This is a genomic window from Gilvimarinus xylanilyticus (assembly GCF_024195295.1).
GTDB lineage: Bacteria > Pseudomonadota > Gammaproteobacteria > Pseudomonadales > Cellvibrionaceae > Gilvimarinus > Gilvimarinus xylanilyticus.
The window spans coordinates 215,798-235,583 of the sequence record NZ_JAMFTH010000004.1; the positions used below are offsets into that span (position 1 = coordinate 215,798).

General features: G+C 54.9%; 17 protein-coding genes. 2 read left to right on the plus strand and 15 right to left on the minus strand.

Annotated features, from left to right (window positions below; genetic code table 11):
* Window positions 1-154 precede the first annotated feature (154 nt).
* Window positions 155-757 carry a dephospho-CoA kinase gene (coaE, locus tag M6D89_RS13055; RefSeq protein ID WP_253968522.1) on the plus strand — a complete coding sequence of 201 codons (603 nt, stop codon included), beginning with the start codon at window positions 155-157 and terminating at the stop codon, window positions 755-757.
* Window positions 750-938, plus strand: a complete 189-nt coding sequence (yacG, locus tag M6D89_RS13060) for a DNA gyrase inhibitor YacG (RefSeq protein WP_253968523.1) — start codon at window positions 750-752, stop codon at window positions 936-938. The genes coaE and yacG overlap by 8 nt, the downstream gene beginning before the upstream one ends.
* Window positions 939-1,141: 203 nt before the next feature.
* Here yacG and M6D89_RS13065 read toward each other — a convergent pair whose 3' ends face one another.
* The 15 genes from M6D89_RS13065 to murD form a co-directional block, all read right to left on the minus strand.
* Window positions 1,142-1,441: a type II toxin-antitoxin system RelE/ParE family toxin gene (locus M6D89_RS13065; protein ID WP_253968524.1), complete on the minus strand. Its 300-nt coding sequence runs from the start codon at window positions 1,439-1,441 to the stop codon at window positions 1,142-1,144.
* Entirely contained in the window at window positions 1,435-1,620 is a 186-nt protein-coding gene (locus M6D89_RS13070) for a hypothetical protein (protein WP_253968525.1), read from the minus strand. Before M6D89_RS13070 ends, M6D89_RS13065 begins: the two co-directional genes overlap by 7 nt.
* A gap of 672 nt (window positions 1,621-2,292) precedes the next feature.
* Window positions 2,293-3,234: a Nudix family hydrolase gene (locus M6D89_RS13075; RefSeq protein ID WP_253968526.1), complete on the minus strand. Its 942-nt coding sequence runs from the start codon at window positions 3,232-3,234 to the stop codon at window positions 2,293-2,295.
* Between the two features lie 679 nt (window positions 3,235-3,913).
* Complete coding sequence (gene argJ, locus M6D89_RS13080) at window positions 3,914-5,134, minus strand: bifunctional glutamate N-acetyltransferase/amino-acid acetyltransferase ArgJ (RefSeq protein WP_253968527.1); 1,221 nt, start codon at window positions 5,132-5,134, stop codon at window positions 3,914-3,916.
* A gap of 12 nt (window positions 5,135-5,146) precedes the next feature.
* Window positions 5,147-7,891, minus strand: a complete 2,745-nt coding sequence (gene secA, locus M6D89_RS13085) for a preprotein translocase subunit SecA (protein ID WP_253968528.1) — start codon at window positions 7,889-7,891, stop codon at window positions 5,147-5,149.
* Window positions 7,892-7,974: 83 nt separating this feature from the next.
* A complete protein-coding gene (locus tag M6D89_RS13090) occupies window positions 7,975-8,910 on the minus strand; it encodes a M23 family metallopeptidase (RefSeq protein ID WP_253968529.1) in 936 nt (311 codons plus the stop codon).
* 170 nt (window positions 8,911-9,080) lie between these two features.
* Window positions 9,081-9,992, minus strand: a complete 912-nt coding sequence (gene lpxC / locus M6D89_RS13095; protein ID WP_253968530.1) for a UDP-3-O-acyl-N-acetylglucosamine deacetylase — start codon at window positions 9,990-9,992, stop codon at window positions 9,081-9,083.
* Between the two features lie 502 nt (window positions 9,993-10,494).
* A complete protein-coding gene (gene ftsZ, locus M6D89_RS13100; RefSeq protein WP_253968531.1) occupies window positions 10,495-11,649 on the minus strand; it encodes a cell division protein FtsZ in 1,155 nt (384 codons plus the stop codon).
* Window positions 11,650-11,700: 51 nt separating this feature from the next.
* On the minus strand, window positions 11,701-12,939 hold the full coding sequence (gene ftsA, locus M6D89_RS13105) for a cell division protein FtsA (protein ID WP_253968532.1): 1,239 nt from the start codon (window positions 12,937-12,939) through the stop codon (window positions 11,701-11,703).
* A 51-nt stretch (window positions 12,940-12,990) separates the two neighbouring features.
* Window positions 12,991-13,815, minus strand: coding sequence for a cell division protein FtsQ/DivIB (locus tag M6D89_RS13110; RefSeq protein ID WP_253968533.1), 825 nt, complete (start codon window positions 13,813-13,815; stop codon window positions 12,991-12,993).
* On the minus strand, window positions 13,812-14,735 hold the full coding sequence (locus M6D89_RS13115; RefSeq protein ID WP_418930358.1) for a D-alanine--D-alanine ligase: 924 nt from the start codon (window positions 14,733-14,735) through the stop codon (window positions 13,812-13,814). Before M6D89_RS13115 ends, M6D89_RS13110 begins: the two co-directional genes overlap by 4 nt.
* Before the next feature lie 13 nt (window positions 14,736-14,748).
* The gene (gene murC / locus M6D89_RS13120; RefSeq protein WP_253968535.1) at window positions 14,749-16,173 is read right to left on the minus strand and encodes a UDP-N-acetylmuramate--L-alanine ligase; all 1,425 of its coding nucleotides are present in this window, start codon (window positions 16,171-16,173) and stop codon (window positions 14,749-14,751) included.
* Window positions 16,166-17,236, minus strand: coding sequence for an undecaprenyldiphospho-muramoylpentapeptide beta-N-acetylglucosaminyltransferase (gene murG / locus M6D89_RS13125; RefSeq protein ID WP_253968536.1), 1,071 nt, complete (start codon window positions 17,234-17,236; stop codon window positions 16,166-16,168). Before murG ends, murC begins: the two co-directional genes overlap by 8 nt.
* Complete coding sequence (ftsW, locus tag M6D89_RS13130; protein ID WP_253968537.1) at window positions 17,233-18,444, minus strand: putative lipid II flippase FtsW; 1,212 nt, start codon at window positions 18,442-18,444, stop codon at window positions 17,233-17,235. The genes murG and ftsW overlap by 4 nt, the downstream gene beginning before the upstream one ends.
* Window positions 18,437-19,786: a UDP-N-acetylmuramoyl-L-alanine--D-glutamate ligase gene (gene murD / locus M6D89_RS13135; RefSeq protein WP_253968538.1), complete on the minus strand. Its 1,350-nt coding sequence runs from the start codon at window positions 19,784-19,786 to the stop codon at window positions 18,437-18,439. Before murD ends, ftsW begins: the two co-directional genes overlap by 8 nt.

The following is a 19,786-nucleotide window of genomic DNA, read 5'->3' on the forward strand; positions in this document are numbered from 1 at the left end:
CGTCAGGGCCGCGAACCGGGGTGGGCTTCTCTTTTCGTTAGGTTTCTGTTGCCCAAACAACAGAAAAGTAACTCGCCATGCCCGGCGATTCGGGCATAAAACAGTGCGCTTTAGCGCATCAAACATCAAACCTCAACCCAAAGGTCCACACCCTATGCCCATCATCATTGGCCTAACCGGCGGTATCGGCAGCGGTAAAAGCGCGGCGGCAGATTTATTCGCGGCGCGTGGTATTAATATTGTGGATGCCGACATTGCCGCGCGTGAGGTAGTCGAACCAGGAACGGTTGCCTTGCAGGCGATTGCGGAGCACTTCGGGCCAGATATCTTACTCGCCGACGCGTCACTCGATCGCCGGGCCTTGCGCGAAATTATTTTTACCCACGCCGACGAGAAAAAGTGGCTAGAGACCCTGCTGCACCCGGCAATTCGAACCCTGATTAAGCAACAGCTGAATGAAGCGTCGTCAGCTTACACGATACTGGTGTCGCCGCTTTTGCTGGAAACTGACCAGCATACCCTGGTAGACCGCTTACTGGTCATCGACTGCCCCGAAGCCGATCAGATACAGCGCGCCGCCGCGCGTGACCAGTCGGGCCCTGAAAGGATTAAAGCCATTATGGCTAACCAGTTAAGTCGCGACGCCCGCCTTGCCAAGGCGGATGACATTCTGCACAATCACGCCAGCTTAGCCGACCTGGAAACACAGGTTGAAACCCTGCACCAAACTTATTTGAGCCTTGCCCAACGTGACTGATGATAAGCCCATAAAACTGAACTGCCCCACCTGCCAGAAAGCCATTACCTGGAGCGAAGCTTACCCCTTTCGCCCCTTTTGCAGCGAGCGTTGCAAAATGATTGATTTGGGCGAGTGGGCAACCGAGGGACACCGTATTCCCGGCGAGGACGCCCAGGCGCAGAATGATGAGTTTGAGTAGGAAGATGGCCTGATGACTGATGTCGGACGTCTGATACAAACCGATTGATGCACTGGCTAACGAGGTGTAGGTAGAACGGGATACGGGTAAAGAGATAAATGATGCGCGGCGCGCGGCTTTTTTGCTGGATTCCGTGTTGGGGCACGGAATGACGATCCTAATAAAGCTATGCCCTATTCCACAAAAAGATATGGTAGTGCTAGCTAAGGCTTCGTTAGATCTTCTTGCTCAATGTGCCGTCTTTTATGGATCACGGCCAGTACCTGAATAACATGGTTAGGCTTGACTTCGTAAATAATCCTATAGGAGTAAAAGCTTACTTCCCGAACGGTTTCATCGTTAAGCTCTGGTATTTTATGCCCCTTGCGAGGCAGCTGATCCAGACCAACCGTTTTATCTAGCAGCTCTTCACTGACACGTCTGGCGTATAGAGGTGGATCTGCAGCAATATAATCATGAATGTTACGAAGTTGGGCCTTGGCGTGGGCCGTCCACTTCACCACGTCTGAATATCCTTGAGCACCTCTTCTACGCTTTCAACTTTACCTTCAGCGGCATCTTGCTGGCCACGACGGATATTTTCAAGTACGTAAAGTCGATACATAATTTCTTCGATATCAGCGTTGTCTGGCAACCCCTGGATAGCGTTCAATGCTTCCTGTTTGGCAGTATGATCTTGCATTACGCACCTCCTTTAGGACGGCTAAGAGCTATAGCCAATTGATATGATTGGCTTCGGAAGCCTGAAACTTTAGGGAACCTCTGATTAAGTCCTATGTGGTCTCTGGCTAACAGAGCTTTCCGAGGTCAAGGCGGCGATCCGATAGCGGGCTGCCTGCCCGGTGAGGCGAGCCAACGCAGAGATCGGGAAGCTCCGTGAGCCCCGAAGGGCACGGCCAAAATGTCCATCCGCTGTGTTGCACTTCTTGCCAAGGGCTATGGCCATTGCCTGCGAAGCGCGCCTTGCGGAGTGAACGTTTTGGACTCGCGCAGAGGCCGCATAGGAGTTAATCAGAGGTTCCTTAGATCTAACTACCAGCAAAACCTTAAAAATCGAGCATTTTTTGAACAAAGAGTATTCTTCTACTATATCACACAGAAATTTCTTGAATACACACTTTGAGACTATCGAACAGGGCGATTAATGATGAGTTTGAATAGGGAAAAAGTCTGATGTCTGATGTAAAAAGATTACTGCGTTTGTTTAAAGAGGTGCGCGGAGAACGGGATACAGGTACCGCGATAGATGATACACGGCGCGCGGCTCTTTAACTGCCCGGCTCGTCGGGCATATAAAAAAGCGCACTTTAGCGCCGCCTATTTCACGTCCGACTTCAGACGTCTAGCATCAGACTTAGTTACCCCACCAACAGGATATCCCCGCAATACCCTGCCCTCCTTTTTGTTTAACCGGAGGCAAGTGTTCTTCGTTCATGCCGCCTAGGGCATAGACCGGTAGAGTGGCCTTTTTGGCTAGGTGAACGAAGTTATTCCACCGCAGAGGCGTCGCGTCGGGATGACTTTTGGTCGGCAGTACGGGCGAGAGCGTAGCGTAGTGAGCGCCGAGTTTAGCGGCTTGTTGCAGCTGGGACTGGTTATGGCAGGAGGCGCCCACAATAATGTCCGCAGGCAACACGGGGGCCTTTTCCAGCGCGGCTGAGCTTAAATGGATGCCCTGTGCGGGTATGCTGTTGAGAAAATCGGCGGCATTGTGACGATTTAACACCAGCCTAGCACCGTAGAGGTTACACCGCTCGCTGGCCAGCCCTGCCAGCTGTTCATAGTCAGTGTCGTTTACCTCGTGAGCGCGCAGCTGAACCAATTTAACACCCTGCTGTAAAGCGGCCTCCAAACGCCCGGTAAAATCATCCACTGAGTTAAAAGCGCCGGTAATCAGCAATTTATCGGGCAGGGTGAGCGCATTTACAATGGGGTAATTAGCCGCCGGAAACTCATACTGCGGCAGCTCGTTCACCGGCACCCAGCGCAGCGGTTGCCCCTCTTTACCTCGGGGTGTTCCGGTAAAAGCAGTCACCCAGTGCACATCCAACCAGACGGTTTTGTCGCCATAGTCGTGAATAATTTCTATAACCGGTTCGGCGCTGACGACGCGAATATCCAGCTCTTCAAACAGTTCGCGATCCAGCGCCTGGAGCAGGGTTTCGTTGGGTTCGACCTTACCCCCAGGAAATTCCCACAGCCCCCCTTGGTGGGCGTGACCTGGGCGTTTGGCAAGGAGGATATTGCCGCTGCCATCGGTTATTGCCCCAACGGCTACGTGGATAAGTTTATGCATAGACACTCTTTTGCTTGGAGTAATGCGGATTTACTATTTTACTCTCTATATGCCCGTTTCGCCGGGCGGGCGAGTTACTTTTCTTTGCTTGTCCGAAAGAAAACTAACGAGAAGAAAGGACACCCGGAGATCCAGGCCTTCGGCTTCCTTCTCTCCGGTTGATTTTAAGAGGCCGTATCGACAGGACGTCCCTGTCCTGGCGATCCTTGCGCAAACGTCCTGTTTGCTTACCCCTTAAAATTCAACCTGCGTTCAGCTGGATATACGGGCTTAAAGGGCACTTCGTAGCCAACTTTTGGGCAAAATTAGATAACCTATACTTTGGCGTTTTTAGCTACCATACTCTTTGCATTCATTTTTCCGCCTAACCTGCAGAATGGCACCCATTGGGGCCCCTGAGAGCGAGCCGAGCGGAGGCCAATTTTAGGGGGTAAGCAAACACGGAAGTTTGCGCAAGCATCGCCGCGCCAAGAACGGCGCGTCGATGCGGCCCCCTAAAATTGGTTGGAGTGAGGGAACCCGTCAGGGCCGCGAACCGGGGTGGGCTTCTCTTTTCGTTAGGTTTCTGTTGCCCAAACAACAGAAAAGTAACTCGCCCCGCCCGGCGACCCGGGCCTATAAAAAGCCTGTGACTCGTCACATCATAATCGTCAGACGCAGTGCACCCAGCACACCAACACTAAGTCCGGTAATCAGCGTTAATCCGCACGTACTCGTAGGACAGATCAGTGGTCCATAGCAATTCGCTGCAATTACCCCGGCCCAGGTCAATGTGAATAGTAATGCGCTCGCCATTCATAACCGATTGGCCTTGCTCTTCGGTATAGCTGGCGGCACGGCCACCATTTTCCACAATGAGCACATCATTTAAATGCACGCGCACCGCAGTGTCATCCAGGTTTTCAACGCCGGCGTACCCGATGGCGGCGACGATGCGGCCCCAGTTGGGGTCCGAGGCAAACAGCGCGGTTTTAATCAGCGGTGAATGAGCCACAGCGTAGGCAACTTTAAGGCATTCATCGTGGCTGGCGCCGCCGTTAACATCCACGGTGACAAATTTGGTGGCTCCCTCGCCGTCGGCGACGATCATTTGCGCAAGCTCGGTACAGACCTCGCCAATCGCCGCCTTTAGGGTTTGGTATGCCGGGCTTTGAGTATCGACTATACGGGTATTACCCGCCTGGCCTGAGGCCATAACCATGCAGGCATCGTTGGTGGAGGTATCGCCATCGATGGTAATGCGGTTAAAGGATAAGCCCGCCGCTTCGCGCACCAGCGCTTGCAAAGGTGCCTGGTCAATGGCCGCATCCGTCGCGATAAAACCCAGCATAGTGGCCATATTGGGGTTAATCATGCCCGCGCCTTTGGCGATGCCGTTGATGGTTACGGTAACGCCGTCTAGCTCCACCTGGCGAGTGGCGCCTTTGGGACGGGTGTCGGTGGTCATAATCGCGCGGGCGGCAGCCTGCCACTGACTTTCGGCGGCGCTTTGCACCAGCGCGGGTACAGCGGCGTTGATTTTACCCACGGGTAACGGCTCGCCGATTACGCCGGTAGAAAACGGCAAGACATCGGTTTGCGCCAGGGAGTATTCGCGCGCGACCTGATCGCATACGGCGAGGGCATTAGCCCGGCCTTCGCCGCCGGTGCAGGCATTAGCGTTGCCGGAGTTGATTACCAGCAAGCGAGGCTGCCCCTGCTGTAAATGCTCACGGCAAATTTTAATTGGCGCGGCGCAAAAGGCGTTTTGGGTAAACACCCCCGCGACCGTGGCGCCCTCGGGCAAAGCAAACAGCAGCAAATCGTTGCGGTCGGCTTTTTTAATGCCCGCCGCGGCAACACCAATATTTACCCCCGCAATGGGGGGCATGTCCGGAAACGGATATTCACCTACGGCCATGTGTGTTCTCGCTTAACCTAACTTACCGTGACACTGTTTAAATTTCTGTCCGGAACCACAGGGGCAGGGATCGTTGCGGCCCACTTTGCGACCATCGCGAGTGTAGGGCTGGGCGTTGGCCTGCCCGGTTGCGGGCTCACTCTGGGGTTGGGGCGCCTCGCCCAGGGCCGAGGCCTGCTCGTGCTTGGTTTGCATTTGCTGGCGCAATTGTGCCTCTTGCTCGCGGCGGCGCTGTTCCATCTGATCCATTTGCTCTTGGGTGATAGGCTCCACCCGCGCCAACAGCTTGATGGTTTCGGCTTTTACGTTGTCCAGCATTTCCTGGAACAGGTAGAAAGCCTCGCGCTTGTATTCCTGTTTGGGGTTGCGCTGGGCGTATGAGCGCAGGTTAATCCCCTGACGTAAATGATCCATGCTGGCCAGCTGCTCTTTCCAGGCATTGTCCAGCACCTGCAGCATTACCTGGCGCTCCAACTCGCGCATGGCGTCGGGTTTGCCCACCGCTTGGCCAATGCGCTCGCACTTGGCGTCGTAGGCGCCCTGCACTTCGCTCAAAATACGCTCGCGCAGGGTTTCTTCGTGCAGGTTGTCGTCTTCGTCCAACCACTTCTGCAGCGGCAGCTCGATGCTGAAGTCAGCTTCCAGCTGTTTTTCCAGCCCCGGCACATCCCACTGCTCTTCGATGGACTGCGGCGGAATGTGGGCGCTGATGGCGTCGGCCACCACGTCGGCGCGCACGTTGGTAATGGTATCGGAGATGTCCTCGGCCTCTAGCAGCTCGTTGCGCTGTTGGTAGACAATCTGACGCTGATCGTTGGCGACATCGTCAAACTCCAGCAGCTGCTTACGAATGTCGAAATTGCGGCCCTCGACTTTGCGCTGGGCTTTTTCAATGGCGTTGTTCACCATGCGGTGCTCAATAGCCTCGCCTTTTTCCATACCCAGTGATTGCATAAAACCGCGCACCCGGTCGGAGGCGAAGATACGCATCAGGTTATCTTCCAGCGACAGGTAAAAACGGGTGACCCCCGGATCGCCTTGGCGTCCGGAACGACCGCGCAGCTGGTTATCGATACGGCGCGATTCGTGACGTTCGGTACCAATAATGTGCAAACCGCCGGCTTTGATCACCGCGTCGTGGCGCTCTTGCCACTCGGCTTTGATCTTATCAATCTGCGCTTGGGTGGGGTTGTCCAGCTTGGCGACTTCGGCCTCCCAGCTACCACCCAAAACAATATCGGTACCACGGCCGGCCATGTTGGTGGCAATGGTTACAGCACCTGGGCGGCCCGCCTGGGCGATAATTTCGGCTTCTTTTTCGTGGTATTTGGCGTTTAGCACCTGGTGCGGAATTTTTGCCTTTTGCAAACGCTTGGACATTTCTTCCGAGGTCTCGATTGAAGCGGTACCCACCAGCACCGGCGCGTTATTGGCCCGATACTCTTCAATGTCTTTTACGATAGCGTCGAACTTATCTTCGGTGGACAGATAAATTAAATCGTTTTGGTCAATACGCTGTTTAGGTTTGTTGGTGGGGATAACCACCACATCCAAGCTGTAAATTTCGCGGAACTCGAACGCCTCGGTATCGGCGGTACCGGTCATGCCCGATAGAGTCGGATACAGACGGAACAAGTTCTGGAAAGTGGTGGAGGCCAGCGTCTGACTTTCACTTTGAATGCGCACGCCCTCTTTGGCCTCAATGGCCTGGTGCAGCCCCTCTGACAACCGACGACCGGGCATGGTGCGGCCGGTGTGCTCGTCAATCAGTACCACCTCGTTGTTTTGTACGATGTACTCCACGTCGCGGTTAAACAGCGCATTGGCGCGCAGCGCCGAGTTTACGTGGTGCAGCAGGCTTAAGTTGGCGGCGGAATACAGGCTGTCTTCGGCGGGCAGCAAGCCGGCGTCAATCAGCAGCTGCTCGACGTGCTGGTGGCCCTGTTCGGTAAGCTCTACCTGGCGGGTCTTTTCGTCCACAAAGTAGTCACCGTCTTCCTCGCCCTCGTTCTGACGGGTCAGACTGGCGATCAGCTTATTCATGCGCTGATACATTTCAGAGCTGTTCTGTGAGGGGCCGGAAATAATCAGCGGTGTGCGCGCCTCATCGATCAAGATGGAGTCCACCTCATCCACCACCGCAAAGTGCTGCGGGCGCTGAGCCTTGTCCTCTTTGGACATGGCCATGTTGTCGCGCAGGTAGTCAAAGCCAAATTCGTTGTTGGTTCCGTAGGTTATATCAGCGGCATAGGCGCCGCGCTTGCTCTGAGTATCCTGCCCCGAGTATATAACCCCCACGCTGATGCCCAAAAAGTCGTATAGCGGCTTCATCCAGGCGGCGTCTCGGCTGGCCAGGTAATCGTTTACGGTGACAATGTGTACGCCCAGACCGGTAATGGCGCGCAGGTAAGCGGGCAAGGTGGACATCAGGGTTTTACCCTCACCGGTGCGCATTTCGGCAATGCAACCTTCGTGCAGGGCCATACCGCCAATCAACTGCACATCAAAGTGGCGCATACCCAAGGTGCGCTGGCTGGCCTCGCGCACTACGGCAAAGGCTTCAGGCAACAGGGCGTCCAGCTTTTCGCCGTCCTGGAAGCGCTTGCGAAAATCGTCGGTTTTAGCGGCCAGCTCGGCATCCGACAGCCCCTGCATCGGCTCTTCTAGCTCGTTAATGCGCGCCACAGTTTTGCGCATACGTTTAAGGACACGGTCGTTTTTAGAGCCGACCAGAAACTTGGTAATTTTGCCTAACATGTTACTAATCCAAAAATAGAAATCATTAATGCAGCGCGTTTTTAAACGCACTGGAGAGGTTTAACGAGTAGAGCGAGAGAAGGTTATCGCAGGGTGCGATGAATATAGGATGCGGGGTCGACCGCGCGGCCGTTTTTGTACACTTCAAAGTGAACATGAGGGCCAGTGGAGCGGCCGGTAGATCCCATAAGGCCAACCACCTGGCCTTTTTTGACCACATCGCCCACCTCGACGGTGTTTTCTTTGTTGTGACCGTAACGGGTGGTAAAACCGTTGCCGTGGTTAATCTCTACCAGGTTGCCATAACCGTGGCGATCGCCCGACCAGGTAACCACACCCGAGGCGACGGCGATAATATTGGCGCCTTCTTTACCGGCAAAATCAACCCCGCCATGCCAGGCGGCTTTACCGGTAAAAGGATCGGTACGACGGCCAAAGCGCGACGACATCCATCCCTTTTCAATGGGGCGACCGGCGACAAAGATATCTTCTTTGAGGCGGCGATTAACCAGCAGTGCATCCAGGGTTTCCAACTGCTGTTCACGGTTTTCAATTTGCCGCGATAAGGCGTCAATGGCCGAGATAAAGTCCGGCGGGGTGTAGGCATCGCCTAAGGTTTCGCCCTCGGGGCCGCCCAGCGCGGGGGTTTGCGAGAAATCAAACTCGCCCCTGTCCAGCTTGGCAATGGTTGTAAGGCGCTCGCCCAAGGCGTCGAGCCTTACCAGGCGCGCCTGCAGTTCGGCCACTTTTAAGGTCAGTGCGGCGACATCGGCGCGGGCGCGACGCTTGCTTTCGACCACCTGCTCTTTTTGTTCGGCGAGAGCCATTTCCCAGGCGCGGCGGGTTTCGGCATTAAACACATCGCCATGCCCCGCCTGGGCGACCAGTAAGTGGTAACCAAGCACACCGGCGACCGCGGGCAGACCCAAAATGCATACAGACAGTAGCGCACGCGTCCACCCACCCAGCTGAATGCTGCGGGCATGACCGTGACGTTTACTGACCAGTATGATTTTCATGTTGGATTTATTAACACCCAGAGTTAGTAAGCGCTAACTAATGTACTTTATTCAGCGGTTTATTTTATGCTCCCGCCCCATTTTAATTGCGATTAGTTTGCAACAAATTTGGACAACTATAGTAAAAAGGCCCGCTGGTTACAATCAGCGGGCCTTAAAATATCTTATTTTTATACCGCTAAGAGCGGCTTCATATAAGAAATAGGGGCGGCGGTTTCATCCTCAAAGGTGACCACTTCCCAGGCATCCGGCTGCGCGATTAATTGGCGCAAGGACTTATTGTTCAAGGCGTGGCCCGACTTGTGGGCTTTAAATTCGCCAATCAGACTGTTGCCCAGCAGATACAGATCGCCAATCGCATCCAGGACTTTGTGCTTGACGAACTCGTCGTCATAGCGCAAGCCGTCTTCATTCAAAATACGGTATTCATCCACCACGATAGCGTTGTCGACACTGCCGCCTTTAGCCAGGCCTTTAGAGCGCAGGTATTCGATTTCATGCATAAAACCAAAGGTGCGCGCACGGCTCACTTCCTTCACAAACGAGGTGCTGGAAAAGTCCACCGAGGTCTCCAGAGCGCGGCCGTCAAAGACCGGGTGATCAAACTCGATAGAAAAAGACACCTTAAAACCGTCGAAAGGTACGAAACTGGCGGATTTATCGCCGTCGGTAACGGTAACAGGGCGCTTAATACGAATAAACTGCTTAGCCGCCGCCTGCTCTTGAATACCCGCTGACTGAATCAAAAATACAAAGGGGCCAGCGCTGCCATCCATAATCGGTACTTCGGGCGCGCTGACCTCAACAATAGCATTATCAATACCCAAGCCTGCCATGGCCGAGAGCAAGTGCTCTACGGTTGATACCTTAACGTCATCCTTGACCAAACTGGTTGAGAGGGTGGTATCACCCACGTTTTCGGCCTTGGCCTCAATTTCGACCACCGGGTCTAAATCAACCCGTCGGAATACAATGCCGCTGTCTGCCGGGGCGGGCAGAAGCGTTAAGTAGACCTTTTGGCCGGTATGCAGGCCCACGCCGGTGGCGCGGATGGCATTTTTTAGCGTACGCTGTCTGATCATTTTTGGGTATGGCTCTAGTGTCGATACTGGGCAGGCGCGACTGTCCCGCTACCTGCGTGTGACCCCGAAATCGGGGAAATGACACACAAACAGCGACATCGCCTGTAATACGGCTGTTCAAAGCGGCGGATTGTAACAAAATTTCACTAAATCCACCAGTTTTTAACCAATCTCGCCCAAATGTGGTGCACGATGGATGTACCGGAGGCACAACTCTTTTCTGGGTCCCCACCTTCGCGGGGATGACGTCAGCACGAACGGACAATCCGGCAGCTCGTCCTCTGGATCCCCGCTTGCGCGGGATGACGTCAGTAATATTTACCCCTACGCCTCAGGGCCGGCATCGTCATCCGTGCATTAACACCGCATTCGACCGCAAAGAACAGCTTGTTGTAACCGCAATAACTCCGCCCGAGGCCAACTCGTCAAGTTTTTCCGGTCATCCCCGCGCAGGCGGGGACCCAGCTAAAAAGCTGCGCTTTAGCGCACCATCATTTCACCGTTAATCCGCCTGACGACGCAAAAAGGCCGGGATATCCAAGTACTCCATATCCCGATCTGCCGCCGGAGCGGTAGCCGCCGCCTGACCGCCGTTGTTGCGCATAACGGTGGGGCGATCCAGTGCAGCATAGTCCACCTGGCCGTCGGCGCGGCGAGTATTGTCTACCACAACTTTGGTCGGAGCTTTGGCCATTTCTTCGGCCACACCCAAACCGGTAGCAACAACGGTTACACGCAACTCGTCTGACAACTCGGGGTCGATAACAGTTCCCACTACAATAGTGGCATCGTCGGAGGAGAACTCGGCAATGGTGTCACCCACCTCGCCGTATTCACCCAACGATAAGTCCATACCGGCGGTGATGTTCACCAAAATGCCGCGAGCGCCCTGCAAGTTGACGTCCTCTAGCAGCGGGCTGCGAATAGCCGCTTCGGCTGCCTCACGGGCGCGGTTCTCGCCTTGGGCGTGGGCAGTGCCCATCATTGCCATACCCATTTCCGACATTACAGTTTTCACATCGGCAAAGTCGACGTTGATCATGCCCGGACGGATAATCAAATCGGCAATACCCTGTACCGCGCCCTGCAACACACTGTTCGCGGCTTTAAAGGCGTCCAACAAAGTAGTGGTTTTACCCAATACTGAAAGCAGTTTTTCGTTGGGAATAGTAATCAACGAATCGACCCGCTCTTGCAGCTCTTTAATGCCGGCGTCGGCAATCTGCATGCGCTTGCGGCCTTCAAACGGGAAAGGCTTGGTGACGACCGCCACGGTTAAAATATCCATGTCGCGCGCCACCTCGGCCACAATAGGCGCCGCCCCGGTGCCGGTGCCACCGCCCATACCGGCGGCAATAAACACCATATCGGCGCCGCGCAGTGACTCGGCGATACGCTCACGATCTTCCATGGCCGCCTGGCGCCCTACCTCGGGGTTGGCGCCCGCGCCCAGGCCCTTGGTCATGCTGTTACCCAGCTGCAGTGCAACTTTAGCGTCGATGTCATTCAACGCTTGGGCATCGGTATTGGCGCAGATAAACTCCACCCCTTCTACCTGATTGGAAATCATGTGCTTGATGGCGTTGCCGCCACCACCACCGACACCAATAACTTTAATGACTGCGTTTTGTGGCATGTCGTCTACTAGCTCAAACATGGTAATCCCCTCTCATCGTCCGTAAATTGAAAAATTAAAAAAAAGTAAAAGTTAAAATTCGCCTTGAAACATTTTTTTCAGCTTAGTGAACCACCCGGTTTCACCACTTTCGCTGGCCGGTGTTGCATGCATTTCGCCCTGATGCTGTTTCAGCGCGTACTGCAAGAGCCCCACACCGGTGGAGTAAATCGGGTTATTGACAATGTCAGACAACCCGGAAATATTGGCCGGCGCCCCCAGGCGCACAGGCATATGAAAAATTTCTTCGGCAAGTTCGACCACGCCTTCCATTTTGGCGGTGCCGCCGGTAAGCACAATGCCGCCGGGCAGCATGTCTTCAAAACCACTGCGGCGAATTTCGGCCTGCACCAAGGTAAACAATTCGTCGTAGCGCGGCTCGACCACCTCGGCCAGAGCCTGACGCGACAAACTGCGCGAACCGCGATCACCCACGCCCGGCACCTTGATGGTTTCTTCAGGGCCGGTCAGCTTGGCCAGCGCGCAGGCGTATTTAATTTTGATGTCTTCGGCGTGCTGAGTGGGTGTGCGCAGCGCCATAGCTATATCGTTGGTGACTTGATCGCCCGCAATAGGAATAACCCCGGTGTGGCGAATAGCGCCCTCGGTAAAGATGGCGATGTCGGTGGTGCCGCCGCCAATATCCACAATGCACACACCCAACTCGCGCTCGTCATCGGTTAATACCGAATAGCTCGATGCCAGCTGCTCCAAAATAATGTCTTCTACTTCCAGCCCGCAGCGGCGGATGCATTTTTCGATGTTCTGCGCTGAGTTCACCGCACAGGTAACCAAATGCACCTTGGCCTCTAAGCGAACGCCACTCATCCCCAGGGGCTCTTTGACGCCCTCTTGTTCGTCGATTAAAAACTCCTGCGGCAAAATGTGCAGGATTTTCTGATCCGCCGGAATCGCCACCGCCTGGGCCGCGTCGATCACCCGTTCAATATCCTGGCTGTACACTTCACGATCTTTAATGGCGACTATGCCGTGAGAGTTAAGGCTGCGAATATGGCTGCCCGCAATACCGGCAAAAACCGAGTGAATTTGACAACCGGCCATCAGCTCGGCTTCTTCAACCGCGCGCTGAATAGAGTGCACGGTGGACTCAATATTGACCACCACACCTTTTTTTAAACCGTTGGAGCGACACGAGCCGATGCCGACAATTTCCAGCTCGCCTTCGGGTGTTACGGCCCCGACAATAGCCACCACTTTGGATGTGCCTATATCCAGCCCCACTACCATTTTGTTGTCATTAGAGCCCGCCATGCATTGGACCTCTTTTCCCCAAGCTGTTGCTAAAAAGTTTCACTGTGTGGTTTATCCTGTAGTTTCTATGGTTACGTCATAGGCGTCTGACCAGGACACCGCCAGACCGTTGGCGTAACGCAAATCGACACGTACCACGGCGTCGAAATGTTGAATTAAATGTTCGTCATACACGCGCAAAAAACGTTGCAGTCTTTCCGGCACATCGCTACTGCCTAACACTAGTTCGGCGCGACCGCGCAACTGCAAACGCCAGGTATCCAATTCGTCTACCCAAAGTCTGGCCACGCTTAGGTTGCGCGAGCGCAGCACTCGGGAAAAATCCTGGTATTGCCGCATAATCTCTTCCGATTCGACATCGCGCCCCGACAACTGCGGCAGCTGCGCCAAATCGGCCAAATCATCGGTAACAATAATTTCGCCGCGCTGATTTAAAAAACCGTTATCCCCCCAGCGCGCAATGGGTACTTGCTCGACCAGGGTGACGCTTAAACCACTGGGCAACTCGCGGCTGATGACCGCGCGCTCCACCCAGGGATGAGCTTCAATTTTGCTTTTTAGCTGCGCCAAATCCAGCTCGACATACTCGCGATCAATGGCATTACCAATCAGCTCGGTGGCTTGTGCCCGGTCAATGTGCACAAACTGCCCTTCCACGCGAACCTCATCCACCGGATGGCGCAACCAACTGTTTAATGCCTGGCCACCAAAGTGATACAACCCCGCTGCTAAACCCACCACTAAGGCCACCAGTGTCGCTTTTTGCAACAGTGCAAAGGCGCGTTTAACCCCGCTGAAATCGCGCGCACCGCGACGCACCGCACCCTTGGGTGTGGCCTGGCGATGACCTTTGGCGCGGCGCGGCTGAGTGTTCATCGCAGTAGGCTTTCCTCCAGTACGGTTAATACCAACTGATCAAAGCTGAGCCCCTCGGCCTTAGCGGCCATAGGCACCAGCGAGTGATCGGTCATGCCCGGCACGGTGTTAACTTCCAGCATATAAAACTCGCCATTTTCATCGGCCATGACATCCACCCGACCCCAGCCGGTGCAGCCGATGCTTTGAAACGCTTGCAAAGCCTGGTCTTTAATCGCCGATTCACGCACCTCGTCCAAACCGCAGGGACAGATGTAGCGAGTATCGCCGGCCTCATATTTGGCTTCGTAATCGTAAAAACGATGATCGGTCTCCAGGCGAATAGGCGGTAGCGCTTTATTGCCCAAAATCGCCACCGTGTATTCGGCGCCGCGTATCACCCGCTCGGCAATCACCAAGGCATCAAACTCGGCCGCTTTCCCATAGGCCTGCTGCAATGCCTCGGCGCTATCGACGCGCGCCATACCAATGCTGGAACCTTCATGTGCGGGCTTTACCATGACTTCGCCGCCCAACTGTTCCATCACCAAAGACCAACTGCTTTGCTCGCTAAGCACGACAAAGTCCGGCGTTTGCACTCCCACCCCGCGCCACAATTGCTTGGTGCGCAGTTTGTCCATGGCAATGGCCGAGGACTGCACATCGCAACCGGTAAAGGGAATATTTAAATACTCCAACACCGCCTGCATCCGGCCATCTTCACCGCCGGGGCCGTGAAGCGCGATAAACGCCCGGTCCAGCTTGGCCTGTTGCAACTGGGCAATACCGTCAGCGCCAATATCAATACCGATTACATCAACGCCTAAGCGCTCTAACGCCGAAATAATAGCTGCGCCACTGCGAAGAGAAATATCCCGCTCGGCTGAGTGGCCGCCGTAGAGAACACCGACGCGGCCAAATTTTTCTTTAAGACTGCTCACACTACTCAATGCTCTACTCCACCAGCTGGCGTTTGGCCAGCTCTTGCGCCAGGGCGCCGACATTGCCAGCCCCCTGAGTAATGACAATATCGCCGGGTTGAATCATGTCGCGCACGACGGCGGGGACGCCATCGACACCCTCGACAAAAATTGGATCAACCTGGCCACGGGTGCGAATGGTGCGGCACAAGTGGCGACCATCGGCGCCGGGAATGGGGTCTTCTCCGGCGCTGTACACTTCTAGCAATACCAAGGCATCCACCGCCGACAAAACGTCCACAAAGTCTTCGTATAAATCCCGGGTACGGGTATAGCGATGCGGCTGGTACACCATCACCAAACGGCGCTCGGGCCAGCCGTCGCGAATCGCTTTAATGGTGGCCGCCACTTCGCGAGGGTGATGGCCGTAGTCATCCACCAGCATGGCTTCCCCACTACCCACCGGATAGTTGCCGTACACCTGAAAGCGGCGCCCAACTCCGGCAAAATTAGCCAGACCACTCACGATGGCATCATCACTAATGCCTTCATCGCGCGCCACGGCTATCACCGCCAAGGCGTTTAAAATGTTGTGCTTGCCGGGAATATTCAAACGCACCGTGAGCGGCTCGGCATCGCCCTGTAAAACATCAAACTGCGAGAACATTTTGTCTTGCTGAATATTGACGGCGCGTACATCGCTGTCTTCAGAAAAACCGTAGGTGGTTACCGCGCGCGACAGTTCGGGGATAATTTCCTGCACGATAGGGTCATCGCCACACACCACCGCCAAACCGTAAAACGGCAAATTGTGCATAAACTCGACAAAGGTTTGCTTAAGACGGGAAAAGTCGCCGCCGTAGGTATCCATATGGTCGGCATCAATGTTGGTAACAATCGCGACCATGGGTTGCAAATGCAAAAACGAGGCATCACTCTCGTCGGCCTCGGCCACCAAATAGCGACTTTGTCCCAGCTGGGCATTGCTGCCTGCACTGTTGACCAAGCCGCCGATAATAAACGTAGGATCGCGATCGGCTGCCGCCAGTACCGATGCCATTAAGCTGGTGGTGGTGGTCTTACCGTGAGTACCGGCCACCGCAATGCCATGGCGATAGCGCATTAACTCGGCCAGCATTTCCGCACGGCGCACCACCGGCACACGATTGTCCCGCGCGGCGATCATTTCGGGGTTGCTCTCGCCCACAGCGCTGGAGTTAACCACCACATCCACACCGGCAATATTTTCAGCGCTATGGCCAATACAAATACGCGCCCCTAACTCTTTCAAGCGCATAGTGACACTCGACTCTTTTAAGTCAGAGCCCGAAATTTCATAGCCCTGATTTAACAGCACTTCGGCAATACCACTCATTCCCGCGCCGCCAATACCGATAAAGTGAATACGGCGAATGCGGCGCATTTCGGGGACTTCGTAATAGCTAATTGATTTATCCATTCAGTAACTCCCCTGCGACATCGGCGACTTTGGCGGCGGCATCACCTCGGTGAACCCGCCTGGCCTGTTGCGCCAACGCCAATAATTGCTCGCGCTGCGAAAACTTTTGTTGCAGCAGCTGGGCCAGATGCTCTGGCGTTAAATCTCGTTGCGGCACACTAATGCCGGCCCCGGCGCTCGCCAGTACCGCTGCATTGTGGGTTTGATGATCGTCAATGGCCGAGGGTAAAGGTACAAGCAGCGCCCCCACCCCGGCCGCGGCCAGCTCGGCCACGGTTAGTGCACCGGCACGGCAAATGACAAAGTCGGCCCATTGATAGGCGCCCGCCATATCGCCGATAAAAGGCTCTACCTTCGCCTGAACCTGATTCCCCACATAGGCCGATGCGGTAAGTTGCTGATGTTTTTCACCGCACTGGTGGCGCACCTGGGGGCGCGATTGCTCGGGAATTAACGCCAGCGCCCGAGGAAGCATTTCGTTAATCGCCAGCGCCCCTAAACTTCCGCCCAACACCAACAAACGAATGGGCTCATCGCCGCGCGCGTTAAAACGCTCTGCGGGCTCGGGTAATTCGCGAATAGTTTCGCGCACCGGGTTACCCACCCATTCGCCCTGGGGAAACACTCGGTCAAAACCTGTCAGTACCCGGCGGGCCATTTTGGCGAGAATTTTGTTGGTGCTGCCGGCCACCGCATTTTGTTCGTGAATAAGTAGCGGAATACCCAACAGCTTGGCCGCCAAACCACCGGGGCCGGAAGCAAAACCGCCAAACCCAATGACTAAATCGGGTTTACTGCGACGCAGTACGCCCAGCGCCTGAACCACCGCCTGGGTAATCAGAAACGGCGCTTTGAGTTTGCCCAGCGCGCCCTTGCCGCGCACGCCTTCGACATTGATATAGTCAATTGCAATACCGGCCTCGGGGACTAAACGCGCCTCAATGCCACGCCGGGTACCCAACCAGGTGATCTCATGGCCGCGCTGTTGCAATTCACTGGCGACCGCCAGAGCCGGAAATACATGGCCACCGGTTCCCCCCGCCATAATAAGGAGCTTGCTCATGCAGCACCTCCGGCAGTTACCGCTTCGCCGCTGCCACGCACACGCGAGGGATTAGTAACCGGCACGCGCGCTTTGGGTACGGTGCGTACTTCCATATCCGCGCGCAACACAGCCGCCATAAGGGCACAGCTGACCAATAAGCTGTTACCGCCATAACTGATAAACGGCAGGGTTAAACCTTTGGTGGGCAGTAAACCGCAAGCCACACCGATATTGATAAACACCTGCAAGCTAAACAGTACAGCGGTGGCAAAAACGAAATAACACAAGTAGTGATTACCGCGAATACGACAGGCGCGGGAAATTTTCAACAACTTAACGATAAGCGCGGCAAACAACAGCAATACCAACAGACAACCCAGCAGGCCCCACTCCTCGGCAATAATCGAGAAAATAAAATCCGTATGCGCCTCGGGCAGGTAAAAAAGTTTTTGCACACTATTGCCCAGGCCCATCCCCAGCCATTCACCGCGCCCGAATGCAATCAGCGACTGGGTTAACTGATAGCCGGCATTAAACTGATCCGCCCAGGGGTCCATAAAGGTGGCCAGACGTTTCATTCGGTAAGGAGTAAACACCGCCAGCGACGCCAGTATGCCCCCCGCAGCCACCACCAGTGGCAACAGGTAACGAAGCTTTAACCCGGCAATAAACATAATCGCGATAGCGGTTGCTCCAATAACTACGGTGCCACCAAAATCCGGCTCTAGCACTAACAGCATTAGCACCACACCCAATAAACCGATTAAGCGGCCAAACTCTTTCCAGCTGCCGACATTGTTTGGGTAGCGCTGGGCAAAGTAATTGGCGAAATACACAATCACGGCAAACTTAGCCACCTCCGATATCTGCAAGGTAAAACCGCCCAAATTAATCCAGCGCTGAGCACCGTTAACCCGGTGGCCCACGCCCGGCAGCAAAACTGCCACCAGTAACACCAGTGCTATCAGCAGCATATACAGACTAAAGCGCTGCAAATAAAACGAAGGGAAAATAAAGATCACTGCCGAAACTGCAAGACTCAATCCCAAAAAAATCACGTGACGCTCGAGAAAGAACCAAGGGTCATCATAGGTAACGCCGGCAAATGCCACCGAGGCCGAGGCAACCATAATCAAACCCACAGACAGCAGTGCCGCCCACAGACAAATTAGCGTCCAGTCTGGGTCAACACCGCGAATCAGTTGCGGCCGGGGCAGCTTAAACATTCGCCACCTCCTCCGCATATCGGGCAAAGGTACGACCGCGCTCGATATAGTTTTCAAACTCGTCAAAGCTGGCGCAGGCGGGACTTAGTAAAATTGCGTCACCCGGCTCAGCAAGACGCGAGGCTTTATCCACCGCCTGCTGCAAATTTTGCGCACGCTCAATAAAGCTGAACGCCTGCAGCGATTCGGCGAGCACCTGGGCATCCTGCCCGTAAAGCACAATGGCCCGGGCGTTAGCCTGCAGAGCGGGCACAAGTGACGAAAAATCGCGATCTTTAGCGACGCCGCCCAACAGAACCACTAACCTGCCAGACTCGGGGGCCATGCCTTCAATCGCCGCCAGGGTGGCCCCTACGTTGGTACCTTTGGAATCGTCGATATAATCTACGCCATGGCGCTCGGCGACCCACTGACAGCGATGAGGTAAACCGGGAAATTCGCGTAAAGTTTGCAACACCGCTTCCATGGGCAAGTCGGCGGCGCGGGCAATGGCCACCGCCGCCTGGGCATTGGCAATATTGTGCTTACCTTTAATTTTTAACTCGCTCACCGGCAACAGGGGTATTAAATCCATACTGAGCTGCAACTCCCCGCCGCGTGTAAACGTACCGATGTTTTTAAAATCGGCACTGCCACCAAAAGTGCTCATGGCAACATCATCGGCCAGAGGCGGACGGGTAAGAGGATCTTCGCGGTTAACCACCACATGCCGGGCGCCGTAATAAATTCGTTGCTTGGCGGCATGGTAGGCGGGCATACCCGAATAGCGATCCATATGATCGGGACTAATATTAAGAATACAGGCCACTTGAGCGCCCAGCTTACTGACCGACTCCAACTGAAAACTGGAAAGCTCTAGCACGTACAGTTCGATGGCATCGTCCAACAAATCCAGCGCCGGGGTCCCCAGGTTCCCCCCTACCGCTACTTTTTTGCCAGCGGCTTTTGCCATTTCGCCTACCAGCGTGGTCACGGTGCTTTTACCATTGGAACCGGTAATAGCCACAATCGGAGCGCGTGCGTGGCGAACAAAAACCTCAATATCGCCCACCAGTGGCACGCCAGCATCGCGCGCCGGCTTAAGCTCGTCGCACGACAGGGCAATACCGGGGCTGACAATAATTTCTTCGGCACCGGTTAACAGATCGGTATCCCAGGTGCCAAACTCACAGTGCACGTCGGGAAACTCCCGCACGATTTGTTCGCGGCTTGGCGGCGCTTCGCGGGTATCCAGCAAAACAAACTTTTCTTGCTTGCGCTGCAAAAAGCGCGCAGCAGACAAGCCGGAAACTCCGGTGCCTACAATCGCGGTCAATTTGCTGGTCGCAATCAAGTTACTCAC